Source organism: Streptomyces sp. NPDC001002, assembly GCF_053599215.1.
In genome coordinates this window covers 152596-167720 of sequence record NZ_JBSFLV010000005.1, presented here as the reverse complement: position 1 = coordinate 167720, position 15125 = coordinate 152596, and the positions used below count along the sequence as shown (strand labels likewise).

The 15125-nt window shown below is 69.0% G+C and carries 20 protein-coding genes and 1 pseudogene; 12 read left to right on the top strand and 9 right to left on the bottom strand.

Translation table 11 applies throughout. From position 1 onward, the window contains the following. Positions 1-98: 98 nt before the first annotated feature. The 6 genes from ACWDR3_RS04855 to ACWDR3_RS04830 all read right to left on the bottom strand — a co-directional run bounded on the left by ACWDR3_RS04855 (position 99) and on the right by ACWDR3_RS04830 (position 3535). A complete protein-coding gene (locus ACWDR3_RS04855) occupies positions 99-386 on the bottom strand; it encodes a DUF1416 domain-containing protein (RefSeq protein WP_004986406.1) in 288 nt (95 codons plus the stop codon). Positions 387-427: 41 nt separating this feature from the next. Beyond that, complete coding sequence (locus ACWDR3_RS04850) at positions 428-1267, bottom strand: sulfurtransferase (RefSeq protein ID WP_123996630.1); 840 nt, start codon at positions 1265-1267, stop codon at positions 428-430. 124 nt (positions 1268-1391) lie between these two features. After that, positions 1392-1472: an Ms5788A family Cys-rich leader peptide gene (locus ACWDR3_RS04845; protein WP_350751515.1), complete on the bottom strand. Its 81-nt coding sequence runs from the start codon at positions 1470-1472 to the stop codon at positions 1392-1394. Between the two features lie 201 nt (positions 1473-1673). After that, complete coding sequence (locus tag ACWDR3_RS04840; RefSeq protein ID WP_450350824.1) at positions 1674-2414, bottom strand: LmeA family phospholipid-binding protein; 741 nt, start codon at positions 2412-2414, stop codon at positions 1674-1676. Between the two features lie 134 nt (positions 2415-2548). Then, positions 2549-2950, bottom strand: a complete 402-nt coding sequence (locus tag ACWDR3_RS04835; protein ID WP_450350822.1) for a hypothetical protein — start codon at positions 2948-2950, stop codon at positions 2549-2551. A 222-nt stretch (positions 2951-3172) separates the two neighbouring features. Continuing rightward, a complete protein-coding gene (locus tag ACWDR3_RS04830) occupies positions 3173-3535 on the bottom strand; it encodes a DsrE family protein (RefSeq protein WP_450350821.1) in 363 nt (120 codons plus the stop codon). Between the two features lie 99 nt (positions 3536-3634). Here ACWDR3_RS04830 and ACWDR3_RS04825 point away from each other — a divergent pair, with 99 nt between their 5' ends. From ACWDR3_RS04825 to ygfZ, 8 genes and pseudogenes are all read left to right on the top strand, one after another. After that, positions 3635-4309, top strand: a complete 675-nt coding sequence (locus ACWDR3_RS04825) for a hypothetical protein (RefSeq protein WP_450350819.1) — start codon at positions 3635-3637, stop codon at positions 4307-4309. Next, positions 4306-5112 (top strand): hypothetical protein, encoded by an 807-nt coding sequence (locus ACWDR3_RS04820; RefSeq protein ID WP_450350818.1) that lies wholly within the window; start codon positions 4306-4308, stop codon positions 5110-5112. The genes ACWDR3_RS04825 and ACWDR3_RS04820 overlap by 4 nt, the downstream gene beginning before the upstream one ends. Beyond that, complete coding sequence (locus tag ACWDR3_RS04815; RefSeq protein WP_450350816.1) at positions 5109-5981, top strand: hypothetical protein; 873 nt, start codon at positions 5109-5111, stop codon at positions 5979-5981. The genes ACWDR3_RS04820 and ACWDR3_RS04815 overlap by 4 nt, the downstream gene beginning before the upstream one ends. A 240-nt stretch (positions 5982-6221) precedes the next feature. Further along, the gene (locus tag ACWDR3_RS04810; RefSeq protein ID WP_123996635.1) at positions 6222-6797 is read left to right on the top strand and encodes an FABP family protein; all 576 of its coding nucleotides are present in this window, start codon (positions 6222-6224) and stop codon (positions 6795-6797) included. Between the two features lie 495 nt (positions 6798-7292). After that, positions 7293-7580: pseudogene (locus ACWDR3_RS04805) on the top strand (transposase); the annotation flags it as partial. Positions 7581-7599: 19 nt separating this feature from the next. Then, the gene (locus tag ACWDR3_RS04800; protein ID WP_450350831.1) at positions 7600-8046 is read left to right on the top strand and encodes an RNA-guided endonuclease TnpB family protein; all 447 of its coding nucleotides are present in this window, start codon (positions 7600-7602) and stop codon (positions 8044-8046) included. 96 nt (positions 8047-8142) lie between these two features. Further along, entirely contained in the window at positions 8143-8580 is a 438-nt protein-coding gene (locus tag ACWDR3_RS04795; RefSeq protein WP_450350814.1) for a Fur family transcriptional regulator, read from the top strand. Between the two features lie 10 nt (positions 8581-8590). Beyond that, the gene (gene ygfZ, locus ACWDR3_RS04790) at positions 8591-9556 is read left to right on the top strand and encodes a CAF17-like 4Fe-4S cluster assembly/insertion protein YgfZ (protein WP_450350813.1); all 966 of its coding nucleotides are present in this window, start codon (positions 8591-8593) and stop codon (positions 9554-9556) included. A 22-nt stretch (positions 9557-9578) separates the two neighbouring features. On the opposite strand, the gene dtd is transcribed toward ygfZ, so the two are convergent. Beyond that, a complete protein-coding gene (dtd, locus tag ACWDR3_RS04785) occupies positions 9579-10004 on the bottom strand; it encodes a D-aminoacyl-tRNA deacylase (RefSeq protein ID WP_450350811.1) in 426 nt (141 codons plus the stop codon). 158 nt (positions 10005-10162) lie between these two features. Here dtd and ACWDR3_RS04780 point away from each other — a divergent pair, with 158 nt between their 5' ends. The 3 genes from ACWDR3_RS04780 to ACWDR3_RS04770 all read left to right on the top strand — a co-directional run bounded on the left by ACWDR3_RS04780 (position 10163) and on the right by ACWDR3_RS04770 (position 13286). Further along, positions 10163-10813, top strand: coding sequence for an RsiG family protein (locus ACWDR3_RS04780; protein WP_450350810.1), 651 nt, complete (start codon positions 10163-10165; stop codon positions 10811-10813). Between the two features lie 140 nt (positions 10814-10953). After that, positions 10954-11916 (top strand): asparaginase, encoded by a 963-nt coding sequence (locus ACWDR3_RS04775; protein WP_450350809.1) that lies wholly within the window; start codon positions 10954-10956, stop codon positions 11914-11916. A 116-nt stretch (positions 11917-12032) separates the two neighbouring features. Continuing rightward, positions 12033-13286: a GNAT family N-acetyltransferase gene (locus ACWDR3_RS04770; RefSeq protein WP_450350807.1), complete on the top strand. Its 1254-nt coding sequence runs from the start codon at positions 12033-12035 to the stop codon at positions 13284-13286. A 202-nt stretch (positions 13287-13488) separates the two neighbouring features. Here the strand turns inward: ACWDR3_RS04770 and ACWDR3_RS04765 are convergent, their stop codons facing one another. Continuing rightward, positions 13489-13671: a hypothetical protein gene (locus ACWDR3_RS04765; RefSeq protein WP_450350806.1), complete on the bottom strand. Its 183-nt coding sequence runs from the start codon at positions 13669-13671 to the stop codon at positions 13489-13491. Between the two features lie 170 nt (positions 13672-13841). Between ACWDR3_RS04765 and ACWDR3_RS04760 the strand changes: the two genes are divergently transcribed. After that, positions 13842-14759 (top strand): winged helix-turn-helix domain-containing protein, encoded by a 918-nt coding sequence (locus ACWDR3_RS04760; RefSeq protein WP_450350804.1) that lies wholly within the window; start codon positions 13842-13844, stop codon positions 14757-14759. A gap of 72 nt (positions 14760-14831) precedes the next feature. Here the strand turns inward: ACWDR3_RS04760 and ACWDR3_RS04755 are convergent, their stop codons facing one another. Continuing rightward, positions 14832-15020 (bottom strand): hypothetical protein, encoded by a 189-nt coding sequence (locus tag ACWDR3_RS04755; protein ID WP_123996644.1) that lies wholly within the window; start codon positions 15018-15020, stop codon positions 14832-14834. Between the last annotated feature and the right edge of the window lie 105 nt (positions 15021-15125).

Here is a 15125-nt window from a genome sequence, read left to right as displayed (position 1 = left end):
GCCCGAGGTGGAGGTCGCCGTGGATGCGCTGGGCGGTCCAGGTGTGGCCCTCGGCGGCCATCGACGAGGTGCGGCCCTCCGGCTCTTGGAACTACTGCTCAGACCGCGATCGCGACCTCTGCCAGCCCACCCTGCTGGGCGACGACCGTGCGGTCGGCCGTGCCACCCGGCACCAGCGCGCGAACGGTCCACGTGCCCTCGGCCGCGTAGAAGCGGAACTGCCCCGTCGCCGAGGTCGGAACCTCCGCGGTGAACTCGCCGGTCGAGTCCAGGAGCCGGACGTAGCCCGTCACCGGCTCGCCGTCACGCGTCACCTGGCCCTGGATAGTGGTCTCACCGGGCTTGATCGTCGAGGCGTCCGGGCCGCCGGCCTTCGCTCCGCACATGTCGTCTCTCCTGAGGGGTGATGAAAGGTCGGTCGGTGGTCCTACTTGTTGGCGCCGAGCTCGATCGGCACGCCGACGAGGCTGCCGTACTCGGTCCACGAGCCGTCGTAGTTCTTGACGTTCTCGACCTCGAGCAGCTCGTGCAGCACGAACCAGGTCAGGGCCGAGCGCTCGCCGATACGGCAGTACGCGATGGTGTCCTTGGCGAGGTCGACCTGCTCCTCGGCGTAGAGCTCCTTGAGCTCGTCGTCCGACTTGAAGGTGCCGTCGTCGTTGGCGTTCTTCGACCACGGGATGTTGCGCGCGGACGGGACGTGACCCGGACGCTGCGACTGCTCCTGCGGCAGGTGGGCCGGCGCGAGCAGCTTGCCGCTGAACTCGTCGGGCGACCGGACGTCGACCAGGTTCTGCGAACCGATCGCGGCGACGACGTCGTCACGGAAGGCACGGATCGCGGTGTTCTGCGGCTTGGCCTTGTAGTCGGTGGTCGCGCGCTCGGGCACGTCCTCCACCAGCTCGCGGGCGTCCAGCTCCCACTTCTTGCGGCCGCCGTCGAGCAGCTTGACGTTCTCGTGGCCGTAGAGCTTGAAGTACCAGTAGGCGTAGGACGCGAACCAGTTGTTGTTGCCGCCGTAGAGGATCACCAGCGTGTCGTTGGCGATGCCCTTCGCCGACAGGAGCTTCTCGAAGCCCTCCTGGTCGATGAAGTCGCGGCGGACCGGGTCCTGCAGGTCCTTGGTCCAGTCGATGCGGATCGCGTTGCGGATGTGGTTCTTCTCGTAGGCGGACGTGTCCTCGTCCACCTCCACGATCGCGATGTCGGCGTTGTCCAGGTTGTCCTGGACCCAGTCGGCGTCGACCAGGACGTCGCTGCGGCTCATGCTCTTTCTCCTCCGGGGCAGGTGCGGCGGGGTGTGCGAGGTGCGGGGTGCGCGCGCTCGTGCGAGGGCGTGCGCACGGATGCCCTGAACAGGGCGGGGAGATGCGGAAGCCGAACGCTCCCGCTCAGAAGGGGCGACAGAGCATGGCGGCGACGCGGCACAGGTCGACTGCCCGCCGCTTCGTGAGGTCCGCCTGTCGCTTCATGGTGACGATCGTAGGGACGGAAAGCCGGACATGTCACCGGCGTGTCAAATCCTGAGACGCGATCGTCCGCACTGTGGGATGCGGCGACAGGACGGACGCGTCCCGCACGGCCGCCGGGCCCCTGTATGGGTCATCACATCTACGGTGCGGACGGCGCCGTCTCGTCTGTCGGACACCGTCCGTTCGTCAACGCCCCTCGTCCTACCCGGCCAGCTTGACGTTCGAACCCTTCACCGCGATCTCCACACCGCTCTTCGCGGCCTGCACACTGTCCAGCTTGATGCCGCCCGGCAGCTGGTCGATGGTCTGCTGGAAGTCGGTGATCGAGCGCATCCGGGAGTCGGCGAGATCGACGACCAGCTTGGGCAGGTTGTCGGCGTGCACCTTGACCGTGTCGCCGGCGACGGTGACCGTGCTGAGCACGGGGTACGTCTGCGACTGGCCGAGCGCCGTGACCTTCACGTCGACCTTGATCTTGCCGTTGCCGCCGTCGGAGAGGCCGATGACCTGGGCCTGGACGCCGGTGAAGACCTGCGTCGGCTCGGACTTGGCCGCCTTGAGCAGCTCGTCGTAGGCGATGGTCGCGGTGCCGGTCGCGTTCGCGGCGGTGGCGGAGCTGTAGTCGCCGGAGAAGTCGACGCCCTTCATCCGGGCCTTGAGGTCGTCGATACGGATGGTCTGCGGACCGTCGCCCGCGCTGTTGCCGGTGTCGGCGTTGTAGTCCTTGATGCCGATCTCGACGTCGTCCAGCTCACCGGAGGCGACCTGGGTGAGGAACGGGAACCCCTTGATGGACACGTCCGGAGTGGCGGACAGGTTCTCGGTGGTCTTCAGCTTGTCCGCGACCTCGCCCTGGGCGAAGTGCACGGCGACCCGGTCCGCGATCACGAAGAGGCCGCCCAGGATCACGACGACGATCAGAAGTATTCGCAGGGCGCGCATTCGGGTCCCCTACCTAGGCGGTCAACAGACGAGGGTCACTGACGACCGGGTGGCCGCCCAGCGTGAGATTAACCCCGTGGCCTAGGAACGCAGTCGGATTGTTGATCAGCTGTGACAGGAGAACCCCCGACGCCTCACGGCCGGTGTGCCTCGCGCCGGTGCTGCCGCAGCAGGACGTTCGCGTCGGTCTCGGCGCTGCGGTCGTGCGCGGCACGGGAGTTGTGGCGCCGCCGCTCCAGGTCGGCGCAGGTGGCGCAGCCGGGGACGGGCGCAGGTGGGCGACTGATGTCCTCGGCGTCGGGCGACGGATTGGTCTGACTGCGGTCGTTCGCCGCGCGCACGCCCGCGCTGAGCCGTTCCCGCGTGGTCGCGGGCCGCACCGACGCCGCAGCCGCCCGCCACTCCCGGCCGCCGCCGACGGGACGCAGCAGCACGTACGGTCCGACGCGGTCGCGGAACTCGCCGACCTTGTCGGTGGAGGGGTCGAAGAGAAGGGTGCCGGGTTCGTGACGGGTGGGGGTCGACTCCTGTTGCATGCGCTTTGCTCCCTTTGCCCAACATCTCTAAGAAATACGGCAGTTGTAATACTCTGCGTATACCGGGTCGATACGAGGATGGCCCGGAAGCGGGGCCGATACGCCGGTGACGGGCCGTTCTTCATCGCCTGACGGCGCTAATTCCACAAACTCCACAGGTGCCGGGTATGCGGGGACGGAGGGGTTCGGTGCCGAGGGGTTCGGTGCCGCTGAGGCGAGGCATCAGTAGACGAGCGCCTGCGTCCCGTCGGACATCGCCTCCTGGACGAACACCTGCGCCCCGGCGATCCGTACGCCCTCGATGACGTCCTTCTCCGTGATGTCCCGTCGGGCCGCGCACTGCGTGCAGAGGGTCACCTTGCCGCCGGCGAGAAGTGACGCCAGCAGATCCGGCAGCGGCGCGGCATGCGGGAGGTCGAACTCCGCCGCGCGCCCCGGCAGGGCGAACCACGCCGACTCGCCGGTCAGCCAGAGGGAGACGTCGACCCCGCTGGCCACGGCCACCGCGGCGACCGTAAAGGCCTGGGAACAGCGTTCGGGGGCGTCCGCGCCGGCCGTCACCTTGATCACGAGCTTCTTTGCCATGGCGGAATCGTAATCAGCGTCCCCTACAACTACGGGCCTCGTCCGTGGGTCTCCTAGATACGCGCACAGGTCATGTGCGCCACACGTTCTGGGGGGACGTTGTGGACCTACCCGAAGGGCGCCGCCGCGGGGACCTGCCTGGGCTTTGTGGTCCAGGCCGATGCCGAACCGACGAGTCTGCCCTCGCTGTCCCAGGCGCCGCTGACGCGGGCGAAGGGCCCCGGCCCCGAACCGCTGTCGGCAGCGCAGGACCGCCAGGTGAAGGTCGACGGCGATCTGCGCAAACTGCTGCTGAAGAAGCCGGCCGGCGCGAAGAACGCCGACTGGCTGGAGCTGCCCGACGACGGCTGGGAGGACCTGGCCGCCTACGCGGACGAGTACGAGGACGCGGACGAAATGTTCGGCACGCTGGCCGTCGACGAGTTCCGCCGGGCCGCCGTCACCTCCTGGGAGTCCGGGCAGCAGACCGTCGAGATCCACCTGGTCCAGTTCCGCCAGGAGGAGTCCGCCGCGGCCGCCGACACCATGGACAACAACCAGTACTGGGCCGACAGCGAGCACGGCACCGACAGTTGGTCCCTACCGGGCACCGGCGGGGGCAAGGCGTACGTGCACAACAAGCCGCACACCGAGGACGGGTACCTGCCGGTGTACAGCGCCGAAGCGCACGCCTTCCGCGGTGACGTCGCCATGGAGATGTGGGTCTACGACACCAGGCCGATCTCCAAGTCGAAGATCATGGACCTGGCCAACCGGCAGATGGAGCGGCTGTGAGCGAGTACGAGAAGGAGCCGATCGCCGTCGTCGAGCCGCCGACCGGGGAGCGCGTCCGGCCGGGCCGTGGCGCCAGGATCACCACGGTCGTGCTGCTCGTCGCGGCTGTCGTCGCCGGGGTCGCGTACACCGTCATCACCGTGCGCGGCGCCGACCGTGACGCCGAGGCGCCGGAGTGGAAGTTCCCGTCGAGGCGGCTGGACGGGCAGGGTGCGGGGAAGCAGCCCGCGAACGGGCTCGGGGCCCTGCTCGTCCCGTACGGGACCGACGACTGGACTCGCGGGCCCGACATCGGGGAGTTCGGCTCGGACACGGAGCTGAGCGGCGCCCAGGCCTCGGCCCTGCGCAATGAGTCGCTCGGCGATCTGCCCCGCTCCGAGCGCACGGAACTGCGGAAGGAGTACGACAAGCACCCGGTCAAGGGCATGGCGATGCGCAGCTACTACAACTCCGACCTGGGGCAACTCGGCGAGGACGAGAAGGTCTTCGCCGCCGACGTCCAACTGACCCGGATGGACAGCCGGGCGCAGGCGAAGACGCTCTCGACGGTCCAGAACGAGCTCTTCGAGAGCCTCGACATCTTCCGCAAGGGCCCGGCCGTCAAGGGCCACAAGGACGCCAGGTGCTTCCTGGAACCGAAGAACGACGATTCCGTCCTCACCGGCATGTACTGCTCCGGGCATGTGGGAGACGTCCTGGTCAGCGTCAGCGCGGAGGGGCCCGAGCCGCTCGACACCAAGGGGGTCGCCTCGCTCATGGGCGAGCAGCTCGACCGCATCGCGGAGCCGGGGGAAGCCGTATGAGCGAGCAGACGGAACGGCAGACGGAACAGCAGCCGCCGGCACCGGCACAGCCCGGCATGGCACCGCTCGTGCCGGACGCTCCCGAGACTCCCCAGACGCCCGAGAAGGACCGCCGCGCCCTGCGGGCCGTACTGCGCTGGACCGCGGCCGCCGTCGTGTTCGCGGCGGCCATGGGCGGGACTGAGTACGCGATCACCGGCATGGAGCGGACGGACGTACCCGGACTGGCCACCGCGGCGGACGGGCGGTGGGACTACCCCACGCTCACCCTGCCGCCGCTGCCCTCCGGCAGCCCCGCGCCCTTCGCCGAGGCCAACAAGGCCGGCGCGCACTACGCCGACCTGCGCGCCCTCGTCCTGCCCGCGCCGAAGGGCGCGACGGAGGACAAGTCGCTGCGCGGCGAGGACGGCTGGCTGGCGACGAAGGACTTCCTGGCGCAGTACGCCGAGAAGGACGACCGGGCCGCACTGGCGCAGACGTTCACCGACGAGGGGCTGCGGCACATCGCGGCCCGCGGCTGGACCACCGCGGACGGCACGCACACGCGCGTGTACCTGCTGCAGTTCGGCACGGCCGCGGTCGTCGACGAGATGTTCAGCTCCGACATCGCGCCGTACAGCAGCCCCGGCTACGCCCTGCGCGGTGTCGGTTCCTCCGTCGTCGACCAGGCGTTCCCGGAGGCGGCGAAGGTGCGGGAGATCCCGCACTCCGTGTACGTCGAGACCAAGCCGTACGGCGCCGAGCACGTCCGGCAGGCGTACCTGTCCGCCGGTGACGTACTGGCCCTGGTCGTGCAGTCCCGCAAGGGGTACGCGGAGGCCGTGCCCTTCCAGCAGACGGTCACGCTGCAGACCCAGCTGCTGAGCTGACCCCGCAGGGTGTACCTCGCGGAGAGAGCCGGGCCCGGGCCGACTAAGCTGGGGCCCGGCTCAGTACCGCCCACTTCCGATCGTCCGAGGAGCCCCCGTGCTTGAGGCATTCTTCGAAGCCCTGCTCGCCCTTGTCTGCGTCGGCGTCCTCGCCTTCGCCGGGCTGACCGTGAAGAAGCTGTACCAGGGCCAGCGCTGATCCCCGTAAAGACTTAAAGCCTTAGAGGAACTGCCGATCCCATGATCGAGATCCCGTCCGACCTTCACAAGGACCTGGTCCCCCTCGTCTTCCTGCTCGGCGACTGGGCCGGCGCGGGCGTGCACGACTTCCCCGGCTCCGAGAAGTGCAACTTCGGCCAGGAGGTCTCCTTCACGCACGACGGCCGTGACTTCCTGGAGTACCGCTCCCACACCTGGGTGCTGGACAACGACGGGAACAAGGTCCGCCCCCTGGAGTCCGAGTCCGGCTTCTGGCGCATCGACGCCGACCGCAAGGTCGAGGTCACGATGACCCGCGACGACGGCGTCATCGAGATCTGGTACGGCGAGCTCGCCAAGCAGAAGCCCCAGATCGACCTGGTCACGGACGCCGTGGCCCGCACGGCCGCCTCCCGCCCCTACACCGGCGGCAAGCGCCTCTACGGCTACGTCAAGAGCGACCTCATGTGGGTCGGCGAGAAGCAGACCCCGGACGTCGAGCTCCGCCCCTACATGTCCGCGCACCTCAAGAAGGTCGTCACCCCGGAAGACGTCGAACGCTGGGCGAAGGCCCTCCCGGACGACATGCCGGACGACGGGATCGCTTTCTTCAAGTAGGACTTCGAGCTACCGGGCTTTGGTCACCTGTTCGAGTGACGGCCATGGATCGGCGGGACGTGGCTCGGACCCCCGCCTAGCGTTCTGCTCGTGAAGTTGGCGGTGCGGGTCAAGCTCCTGCCGACGCCCGAGCAGGCGTCGGCGCTTGAGGCGACGCTGCACGCTTGCAACGATGCGGCGAACTGGCTGTCGTCCGAAGCGTTCACTCATCAGGTGACCTCCCGCGCGGGGCTTCAGGCCCGCGCATACGCCGATCTCCGGGCGCGGGGGCTGTCGGCGCAGCCTGCGCTGCATGTGGTGCGGAAGGTCGCCGACGGGTACGCGGCGGTGAAGGCGCAGGCGCGAGTCACCTCGAAGCCGATCACGTTTCGTCCGGGAGCGGCTCAGCCTTTCGACGACCGTTGCCTGTCCTGGCAAGTGGACGCCACAACGGTCTCGATCTGGACGGTCAACGGGCGGCTGAAGAACATCGCCTTTACCGGGCACCCGCAGCAGATGGGACTACTTGCACGCTACCGACGCGGTGAGTCGGATCTGTCGTGTCACAACGGACAGTGGTACCTGACGGCGACCTGCGAAGTCCCCGAGGCGGACGAGAACAAAAGTCCGGACGGGTTCATCGGGGTGGACCTGGGGATCGTGAACATCGCCACGACCTCGACCGGGCGACGACACAGCGGACGGAGCTTGAACCGCTGCCGCGAGCGCGACCTGAAGTTACGGCGCAAGCTGCAGCGGAAGGGAACCAAGTCCGCCAAGCGGAGGGCGAAAAGGCGCGCAGGCCGAGAAGCACGTCGGGCTCGTGACATCAACCACAAGATCAGTAAGTGCATCGTGGCGGAGGCTGGGGGTACCTCCCGCGCCCTTAAGGCAGTGGGGGAGCACCGATTGTGGGATCGCTCTGGAAGACCTGGGCGGCATCCGCGAGCGGGTACGGCTCAAGAAGCCCCAGCGCGTCAGGTTGCATTCCTGGGCGTTCCATCAGCTCGGGCAGTTCATCGCCTACAAGGCCAAGCGCGCCGGGGTGCCGGTCGTACACGTCGACCCCGCCCACACCAGTCGGCAATGCTCCCAGTGCCATCACGTCGACCGGCGTAACCGGCCGTCCCAAGCCGTGTTCGTCTGCAGATCCTGCGGTTTCGCTGAGCACGCGGATCTGAATGCGTCCCACAACATCGCCGCACGCGGCTGGTGTCTGTGGGTCCGCGGGGCCAGGTCAGCGGCCCCTGCTCGCACCCTCGTGGGGTGAGGCTGGACGCGGCCGGGTCTCGCCGAAGCCATCGGTGACCCGAGCTGCAAACCCGGACGACTGCCCGGGTGGCTGACGTAGTCCTACACTTCCAGTGTGGTGAGCACCGACTGGAAGAGTGACCTCAGGCAGCGCGGCTACCGGCTGACGCCGCAGCGGCAACTCGTGCTCGAAGCCGTGGACACCCTGGAACACGCGACCCCCGACGACATTCTCGGCGAAGTGCGGAAGACGGCTTCGGGGGTCAACATCTCCACCGTGTACCGGACCCTGGAGCTGCTGGAGGAGCTCCAGCTGGTCAGTCACGCGCATCTCGGGCACGGGGCGCCGACGTACCACCTCGCGGACCGGCACCATCACATCCATCTGGTCTGCCGGGACTGCGACAACGTCATCGAGACGGATGTGGCGGTGGCCGGTGAGTTCACGGCCAAGCTCCGTGAGGACTTCGGCTTCGAGACCGACATGAAGCACTTCGCGATCTTCGGTCGGTGCCGGGACTGCTCGCTCAAGAGTTCAACTACCGAGTCGTAGGCTTGTGCGTATGAAGAGCCCTCTGCTGTCCCTGCCCGGCGCGGTTCCCGCCGAGGGCGTGGACGAAAGCGTCGCCGCCCACTACGGCGACCTGTTCCGCGAGCAGCGTGCCCTCGCCGACGGCACCGGATTCGTCGACCTCTCCCATCGGGGCGTCGTCGCCGTCACCGGTTCCGACCGGCTGAGCTGGCTGCACCTGCTGCTCACCCAGCACGTCAGCGAGTTGCCGGCCGGCCTCGCCACCGAGGCGCTGATCCTCTCTGCGCACGGCCACATCGAGCACGCCCTGTACCTGGTCGACGACGGCACGACGGTCTGGATCCACGTGGAGCCCGGCACCCAGGAGGCGCTCATCGCCTACCTGGAGTCGATGAAGTTCTTCTATCGGGTCGAAGTCGCCGACCGCAGCGATGAGTTCGGGGTCGTGTACCTTCCCGCCGGGTCCATCGCCGAGGTGCCCGAAGGCGTCGTCGTGCGCGAGACGCCGTACGGCCGTGATCTCTTCCTGCCCCGCGCCGAGCTGGAGTCCTTCGCCGCGAAGGCCGGTCCACCGGCCGGGATCCTCGCCTACGAGGCCCTGCGCGTCGAGCACCACCAGCCTCGGCTCGGCTTCGAGACCGACCACCGCACCATCCCGCACGAGCTGGGCTGGATCGGCACGGCCGTTCACCTGCAGAAGGGCTGCTATCGAGGGCAGGAAACCGTCGCCCGGGTCCAGAATCTCGGCAAGCCTCCGCGTCGGCTCGTCTTCCTCCACCTCGACGGGAGCGAGGTCCACCTGCCCGCCGCGGGCACGGAACTCCGCGTCGCCGACGAGGGCCCCGACGGCCGCAAGATCGGCTTCATCACGACCGCCGTACGCCACCACGAACTCGGCCCGATCGCCCTCGCGTTGGTGAAGCGGAACGTGCCCCTGGACGCGCGGTTGCTCGCCGACGCCACGGCCGCGGCCCAGGAAGTCGTCGTAGAGCCGTAGGTCCTTGAGGGAAACGCGCGGCTCACATCTCCAGCAGGACCGTGAACGGGCCGTCGTTCGTCAGGGACACCCGCATCTGGGCGCCGAAGCGGCCCGTGGCCACCGTCGCGCCCAGGGCGCGGAGTTGGGCGACGACCTCGTCGACCAGGGGTTCGGCGATGTCGCCGGGGGCGGCCGCGTTCCAGGTGGGGCGGCGGCCCTTGCGGGCGTCGCCGTACAGGGTGAACTGGCTGATGACCAGGAGCGGGGCGTCGATGTCGCTGCACGACCGCTCGTCGTGCAGCATGCGAACGGACCAGAGTTTGCGGGCGAGTTGGGCCGCCTTCTCCTTGGTGTCCTCGTGCGTGACGCCGACCAGGACGCACAGGCCCTCGCCCTCGATCGCCCCGACCGTCTCGCCGTCCACGACGACGCTCGCACTGTCCACCCGCTGCACCACTGCTCGCATGCGGACCATGATGCCCTGCGCCTGAGACGTGTTCGAAGGCGGCTTCTTATTGATCCTTAACCCCCCATCTGGGGCCGATCGGGGGCACTCGGTCACATAGCGGCCACTTGGGGTGGCACGATGCTTCACACATCCGGTCGAGGGGACGGTAGAGGCACATGAGCACACCGAGTACCGGGCAGCCACCCGGGGCGGTCTCGTCGATCCGTGACGAGGACCGCACGCCGCTACGGCCGCCCACGCAGCGCACCGACAGCCCGGGGCCGAGCAACGGGGGTCCGGGACAGCGCGGCGACAGCTCCGGTCTGCCCGCCGACCCGCCCGAGCCCGACCTGCCCGTGCTGAGCCTGCCCGAACTGCGCACCCTGCGCCGCGACGCGCAGCGCGACGAGGCCGACCTGAGTTATGTACGCCGGCTGCTCCAGGGCCGTATCGACATCCTCCGCGCCGAACTGGCCCGGCGCTCCCCGGCCGGCGCCGCCTCCGTGGTCGTGGTCGAGCGGCTCGGCGAGATCCTGACCGACGCCCCGGCCCGGCACCGCTCCTCGGCCCGCCATGTGACGCTGGGTACGCCGCACAGCGAGGAGTACCGGCGGCTGGCCGCGGACATGCTCGCGGAGGTCGAGCTGTCGGACCTGGACGCCCGTACGGACCTGGAACTGAACACGGCGATGGGCCGGCTCGTGCGCTACGAGCAGCAGGTCTCCCGGCGCCGGCAGCGGCTGCAGCGCACGGCGGACGACTGCAGTGGGGAGATCGCCCGCAGGTACCGTGAAGGGGAAGCGCAAGTCGACGACCTGCTGATGTGAGGCGGGGCCCCGGCGATCCCGGGTGCGCCGGGCCTCCGAGCGGGTCGGCTCCACCCGGGTGGCGTCACGCGTCCGGGCGGGTCTGTCACACCCGGGTGCGTCAGGGCTCATCCGGGACCCTCTCCGGAAGGCCACCGCCGATGTCCGTCTCCGCCCGCTCCTCCATATCCCCTGTGCTCGCCGAAGTCGTCCGTTCCGGGTTCGTCGAGAGCAGACACCGGGGCAGCCTGGTCCTCCTGGACGCGGACGGGGCGGTGGAACTGGCCCTCGGCGAGGTGACGGAACCGGTCTTCCCGCGCTCCTCCAACAAGCCGATGCAGGCGGCAGGGGTGCTGCGCGCGGGCCTCGACCTGGCGGGTGAGCGACTGGCGCTGGCCGCCGCGAGCCACTCGGGCGAACCCTTCCACCGGGACCTGGTCCAGAAGATGCTGGACGAGCACGGGCTGGACGCGGGCCTGCTGCAGTGCCCGCCCGACCTCCCCCTGGACGAGGTGGAGCGCGAGACCTACCTCGCCGCCGGCGCCGTACGCGACCGCGTCACCATGAACTGCTCCGGCAAGCACACCGCGATGCTCGCCGCGTCCGCGCTGAACGGCTGGCCGCTGGACACCTACCTCGACCCGGCCCACCCGCTCCAGCAGCTCATCCACAGGGTTGTGGAGGAAGCGTCGGGGGAGCGGGTCGCGGCGGTGGGTACGGACGGCTGCGGGGCGCCCCTGATGGCGATCTCCCTGACCGGCCTGGCCCGCGCCTTCCACACCTTCGTCCTGGCGCCCGCCGACTCCCCGGAACGCCGAGTCGCCGACGCCATGCGCGCCCACCCCGAGTACGTCGCCGGCACCCACCGCCACGACACCTGGCTGATGCGCGAGGTCCCGGGCGTCCTGTCCAAAATGGGCGCGGAGGGCGTCCAGGCGGCCGCCCTCCCGGACGGCCGCGCCCTCGCCTTCAAGATCGAGGACGGGGCGGTACGGGCGTTGCGGCCGGTACTGGCACGGGTGCTGACCCTGCTGGGCGTCGAGTCGCCGGTGGTGGAGCGGATCGGGCGGGTGGGGTTGTCGGGGGGTGGGCGGGTGGTGGGGGAGATTCGGGCGGGATTCTGAGTGCCTTGCCTGCGGGGAGGGGGCGTTCTCGTGTGCGGAGGGCGCGTCTCGCACGTGGCGGAGGCGTCTCGAAAATCCGCGCGACGACCTCACCGCCGTAGATCTACGGTGATTCCATGAGCCGATCCACGCATGTCGACGTCCGTCCCGTCACCGAGGCCGAGTTTCCCGACTGGCTGCGTGCGGTGAACACCGGGTTCCTGCGGGAGCCGGTGGTGGGGGAGGACGAACTGGCGGCTCGGCGTACGCAGTTCGTGGCGGGGCGGTATCTGGGGGCGTTCGACGGGGACCGGTGCGTGGCGACGTTCCGGTCGTTCGCGCAGGAGGTCACCGCGGTCGGGGGTGCGCCGGTGGCCGCCGATGCCGTCACCGGGGTGACCGTCACGGCCACCCATCGCCGGCGCGGCCTGCTCACGCGCATGATGAACCAGGACCTCGCGGCCGCGAAGGAACGCGGTGATGTGGTCGCCACGTTGATCGCCGCCGAGTACCCGATCTACGGCCGCTACGGCTTCGGTCCCGCCACCACGGCGACCGAGTGGGTCGTCGACGTACCGCGCACCGGGCTCGACCGGCGCTGGGCCGGGCCGGCGGACGGCGGGCGGATCGACCTCGTGGACCCCGAGGAGGTGCGCAAGATCGGCCCGGAGCTGCATGAGCGGGTGCGCCGCGGGATGCCGGGCGCCGTCAGTCGCGACGACTGGTGGTGGCAGCTCAGGACCGGCGCCGTACGCGTCGAGAAGTCGTGGACGGTCCCGTTCTTCGTCGCGTACCGCGCGCCGGACGGCACGGTCGAGGGCCTCGCGGCCTACGAGGTGGACGACAACTGGACTGACAACAAGCAGCCGTTGGACACCGCGACCGTGCGCTGGCTGAGCGCGGCGACACCGGCCGCCGAGCGCGCCCTGTGGCACTACCTCTGCTCGATCGACTGGGTGACCCGGGTGAAGTCGGGCCCCCGCGCCCCCGACGACCTGCTCCCCCTTCTCCTGCCGGACCCGCGCACCGCCCGCCTCACCACGCAGGCGGACTGGTTGTGGGTGCGGATCCTGGATGTCGTACGGGCTCTGGAGGCGCGTACGTACGAGGGGACGGGGTCCCTGGTCCTGGAGGTGACCGACCCGGCCGGACTGACCGGCGGGCGCTACCGGTTGGCGGCCTCGCCGCAGGGCGCGTCCTGCGTGCCGACCACCGAGAGCGCCGAACTCTCCCTCGATGTGGCCGAGTTGGCGGCGCTGTGGCTCGGTGACGAGTCGGTGGCGCGGCTGCTCGCACTCGGGCGGGTCCAGGAAGAACGAGCGGGCGCCGGCCGCGTGGCCGACGCCCTGCTGCGTACGTCCAGGCGGCCTTGGTGCCCGGACATGTTCTGAGAGCTCCTGTTCTTCCGACGGTGGTTCCTGCTGGTCGTGCTTGTCTTGCCGTTTCTGTCATCCGTAGCTGTGCTGTTCAGTTGTGACTGTGCTGGTGGAGCTGTTCAGTTGTCGGTGTTCAGTTGTGACTGTGCGGTTGGTGCAGACTGACCAAGCTCCCGGCTCCCCTCCGGAAGGGAGCTCGGTCAGCCGGACTGTGGGCTCAGCCGGACTGGGCGAGCAGCATCACGAGGATGACCGCTCCGATGCCGCTGATCACGGTGTTGCGGGCTTTGATCCCGACGGTCAGCGCGACGATGGCGATGATGCCCATCGGGCCGTACCGCCACTGGACGAGCTGCTCGAAACCGATGGCGAGGGCGGCGACGAAGAGTGCGAGCGGCATGAACGGTCCCTCCTTCGGGACGGGGAGGCGGACCCCGGTTGGCCAACCCTCCTGAAGTTTGACCATGTTGCTGAAGTTGGCGACCAACTTCACTTCACTTATCTCCACTTGGAAGCGTCTCATAACCACCTTCGGGAGAACTGCCCAAAGATGGCGGGAAGTTGTAGTGTTTGGTCGTGGACCCGAAACACGGCGCCGTCAATGGGCGGACGAGGTCACAGCGGCCACAGTTGTCCCATCACGACGTGGCCGACGAGCTGCGCGCCCGGATCACCAGCGGCGCGCTGCGTGCGGGCCAACGCATGCCCACCCAGGCCAGGTTGGCCGACGAATTCGGCGTCGAGCGCGGTGCCGTACGCCAGGCGCTGCGGATTCTGCAGTCCGAGCACCTGTTGACCAACGTGTCCAAGGGCAGCCCCGCGACCGTCGCCCTCGACCTGGGCCTCGGCAACGCTCTGACCGGCCCCGCAGCGCCCCCGCAGCCCACCACCGTCGCCCTCGCTCCCCGCATAGCGGCCGCCTTCGCGACCCCGCACGTCGAGATAGACGCCCTGTGTCTGACCTCGGTTTCGCTGACCCTGGCGATGGGCGAACCGCTGCGCCAGATCCACGCGGGACAGCTAAATCCGGCCAAGGTGGATGTCCGCGTACTGCTTCCCTCGCGGGACATCGACCTGGCCTTCCCGACCCCGGTGGACGACGACTCCACGGACGACCGGCTGCAACGCCGTTGGCTGGCCCAGCGCAACGCCCAGGGGCAGGTGCTCCAGCACAACCTGCTGGCGTTACGCGCCACGCACGGGATCGATGTGCACGTCACCTTCCGCGCCCTGCCCTTCACCCCGCCGGTGAAGCTGTACCTGGTCAACGGCAACGAGGCGCTCTTCGCGTACTACACGCTCAAGCGGCGCGAGGCGGAGATCGACCACGAGCAGCTGGAGATGTACGACGCCGAGGGCACGCAGTCGATGCTGTTCTCGTTCTCCCAGGGCGCCGGCCTGCGGGACACGACCTTCGTGGAGCAGTCCCACCTGTGGTTCAACGCGCTGTGGGAGACGATCAGTTCGGAGCTGACGCTCACGAGCTGATGTCTCCCACGGTTTCCACGGTTCGTGCGGTTCGTGCGGTTCCTGCGGTGAGGGGTCGGACGGTGGCACCGCTCATAGAGCGGGCCCTGTCACCAGCAGGGCGAGCACGACGGCGCCGATGGAACTGACGGCCGGGCTCTTGGCCTTGATGCCTATGGTGAGCAGGAGCAGCCCGATGATCCCGGTGACGCCGTACTTCCACTGGAGGGTCTGCTCGATGCCGACGACGAAGACGGCGGAGAGGAGAGCGAGGACAGGCACGGTGGTTCCCCCTTCAGGCTTCGCGGGCGGGACGGTGCGTGGGGGGTGTTGCCGGTAGAGGAAGCAAAACTTCCGCCAACTCAACCAAGTTGGCAACCAACTCCA

Bases quoted from the DNA above. Each gene is read 5' to 3' on its own strand.
- ACWDR3_RS04855 (WP_004986406.1), bottom strand. From the start codon at position 386: ATGTGCGGAGCGAAGGCCGGCGGCCCGGACGCCTCGACGATCAAGCCC.
- ACWDR3_RS04850 (WP_123996630.1), bottom strand. From the start codon at position 1,267: ATGAGCCGCAGCGACGTCCTGGTCGACGCCGACTGGGTCCAGGACAAC.
- ACWDR3_RS04845 (WP_350751515.1), bottom strand. From the start codon at position 1,472: ATGAAGCGACAGGCGGACCTCACGAAGCGGCGGGCAGTCGACCTGTGC.
- ACWDR3_RS04840 (WP_450350824.1), bottom strand. From the start codon at position 2,414: ATGCGCGCCCTGCGAATACTTCTGATCGTCGTCGTGATCCTGGGCGGC.
- ACWDR3_RS04835 (WP_450350822.1), bottom strand. From the start codon at position 2,950: ATGCAACAGGAGTCGACCCCCACCCGTCACGAACCCGGCACCCTTCTC.
- ACWDR3_RS04830 (WP_450350821.1), bottom strand. From the start codon at position 3,535: ATGGCAAAGAAGCTCGTGATCAAGGTGACGGCCGGCGCGGACGCCCCC.
- ACWDR3_RS04815 (WP_450350816.1), top strand. From the start codon at position 5,109: ATGAGCGAGCAGACGGAACGGCAGACGGAACAGCAGCCGCCGGCACCG.
- ACWDR3_RS04810 (WP_123996635.1), top strand. From the start codon at position 6,222: ATGATCGAGATCCCGTCCGACCTTCACAAGGACCTGGTCCCCCTCGTC.
- ygfZ (WP_450350813.1), top strand. From the start codon at position 8,591: ATGAAGAGCCCTCTGCTGTCCCTGCCCGGCGCGGTTCCCGCCGAGGGC.
- dtd (WP_450350811.1), bottom strand. From the start codon at position 10,004: ATGCGAGCAGTGGTGCAGCGGGTGGACAGTGCGAGCGTCGTCGTGGAC.
- ACWDR3_RS04780 (WP_450350810.1), top strand. From the start codon at position 10,163: ATGAGCACACCGAGTACCGGGCAGCCACCCGGGGCGGTCTCGTCGATC.
- ACWDR3_RS04775 (WP_450350809.1), top strand. From the start codon at position 10,954: ATGTCCGTCTCCGCCCGCTCCTCCATATCCCCTGTGCTCGCCGAAGTC.
- ACWDR3_RS04770 (WP_450350807.1), top strand. From the start codon at position 12,033: ATGAGCCGATCCACGCATGTCGACGTCCGTCCCGTCACCGAGGCCGAG.
- ACWDR3_RS04765 (WP_450350806.1), bottom strand. From the start codon at position 13,671: ATGCCGCTCGCACTCTTCGTCGCCGCCCTCGCCATCGGTTTCGAGCAG.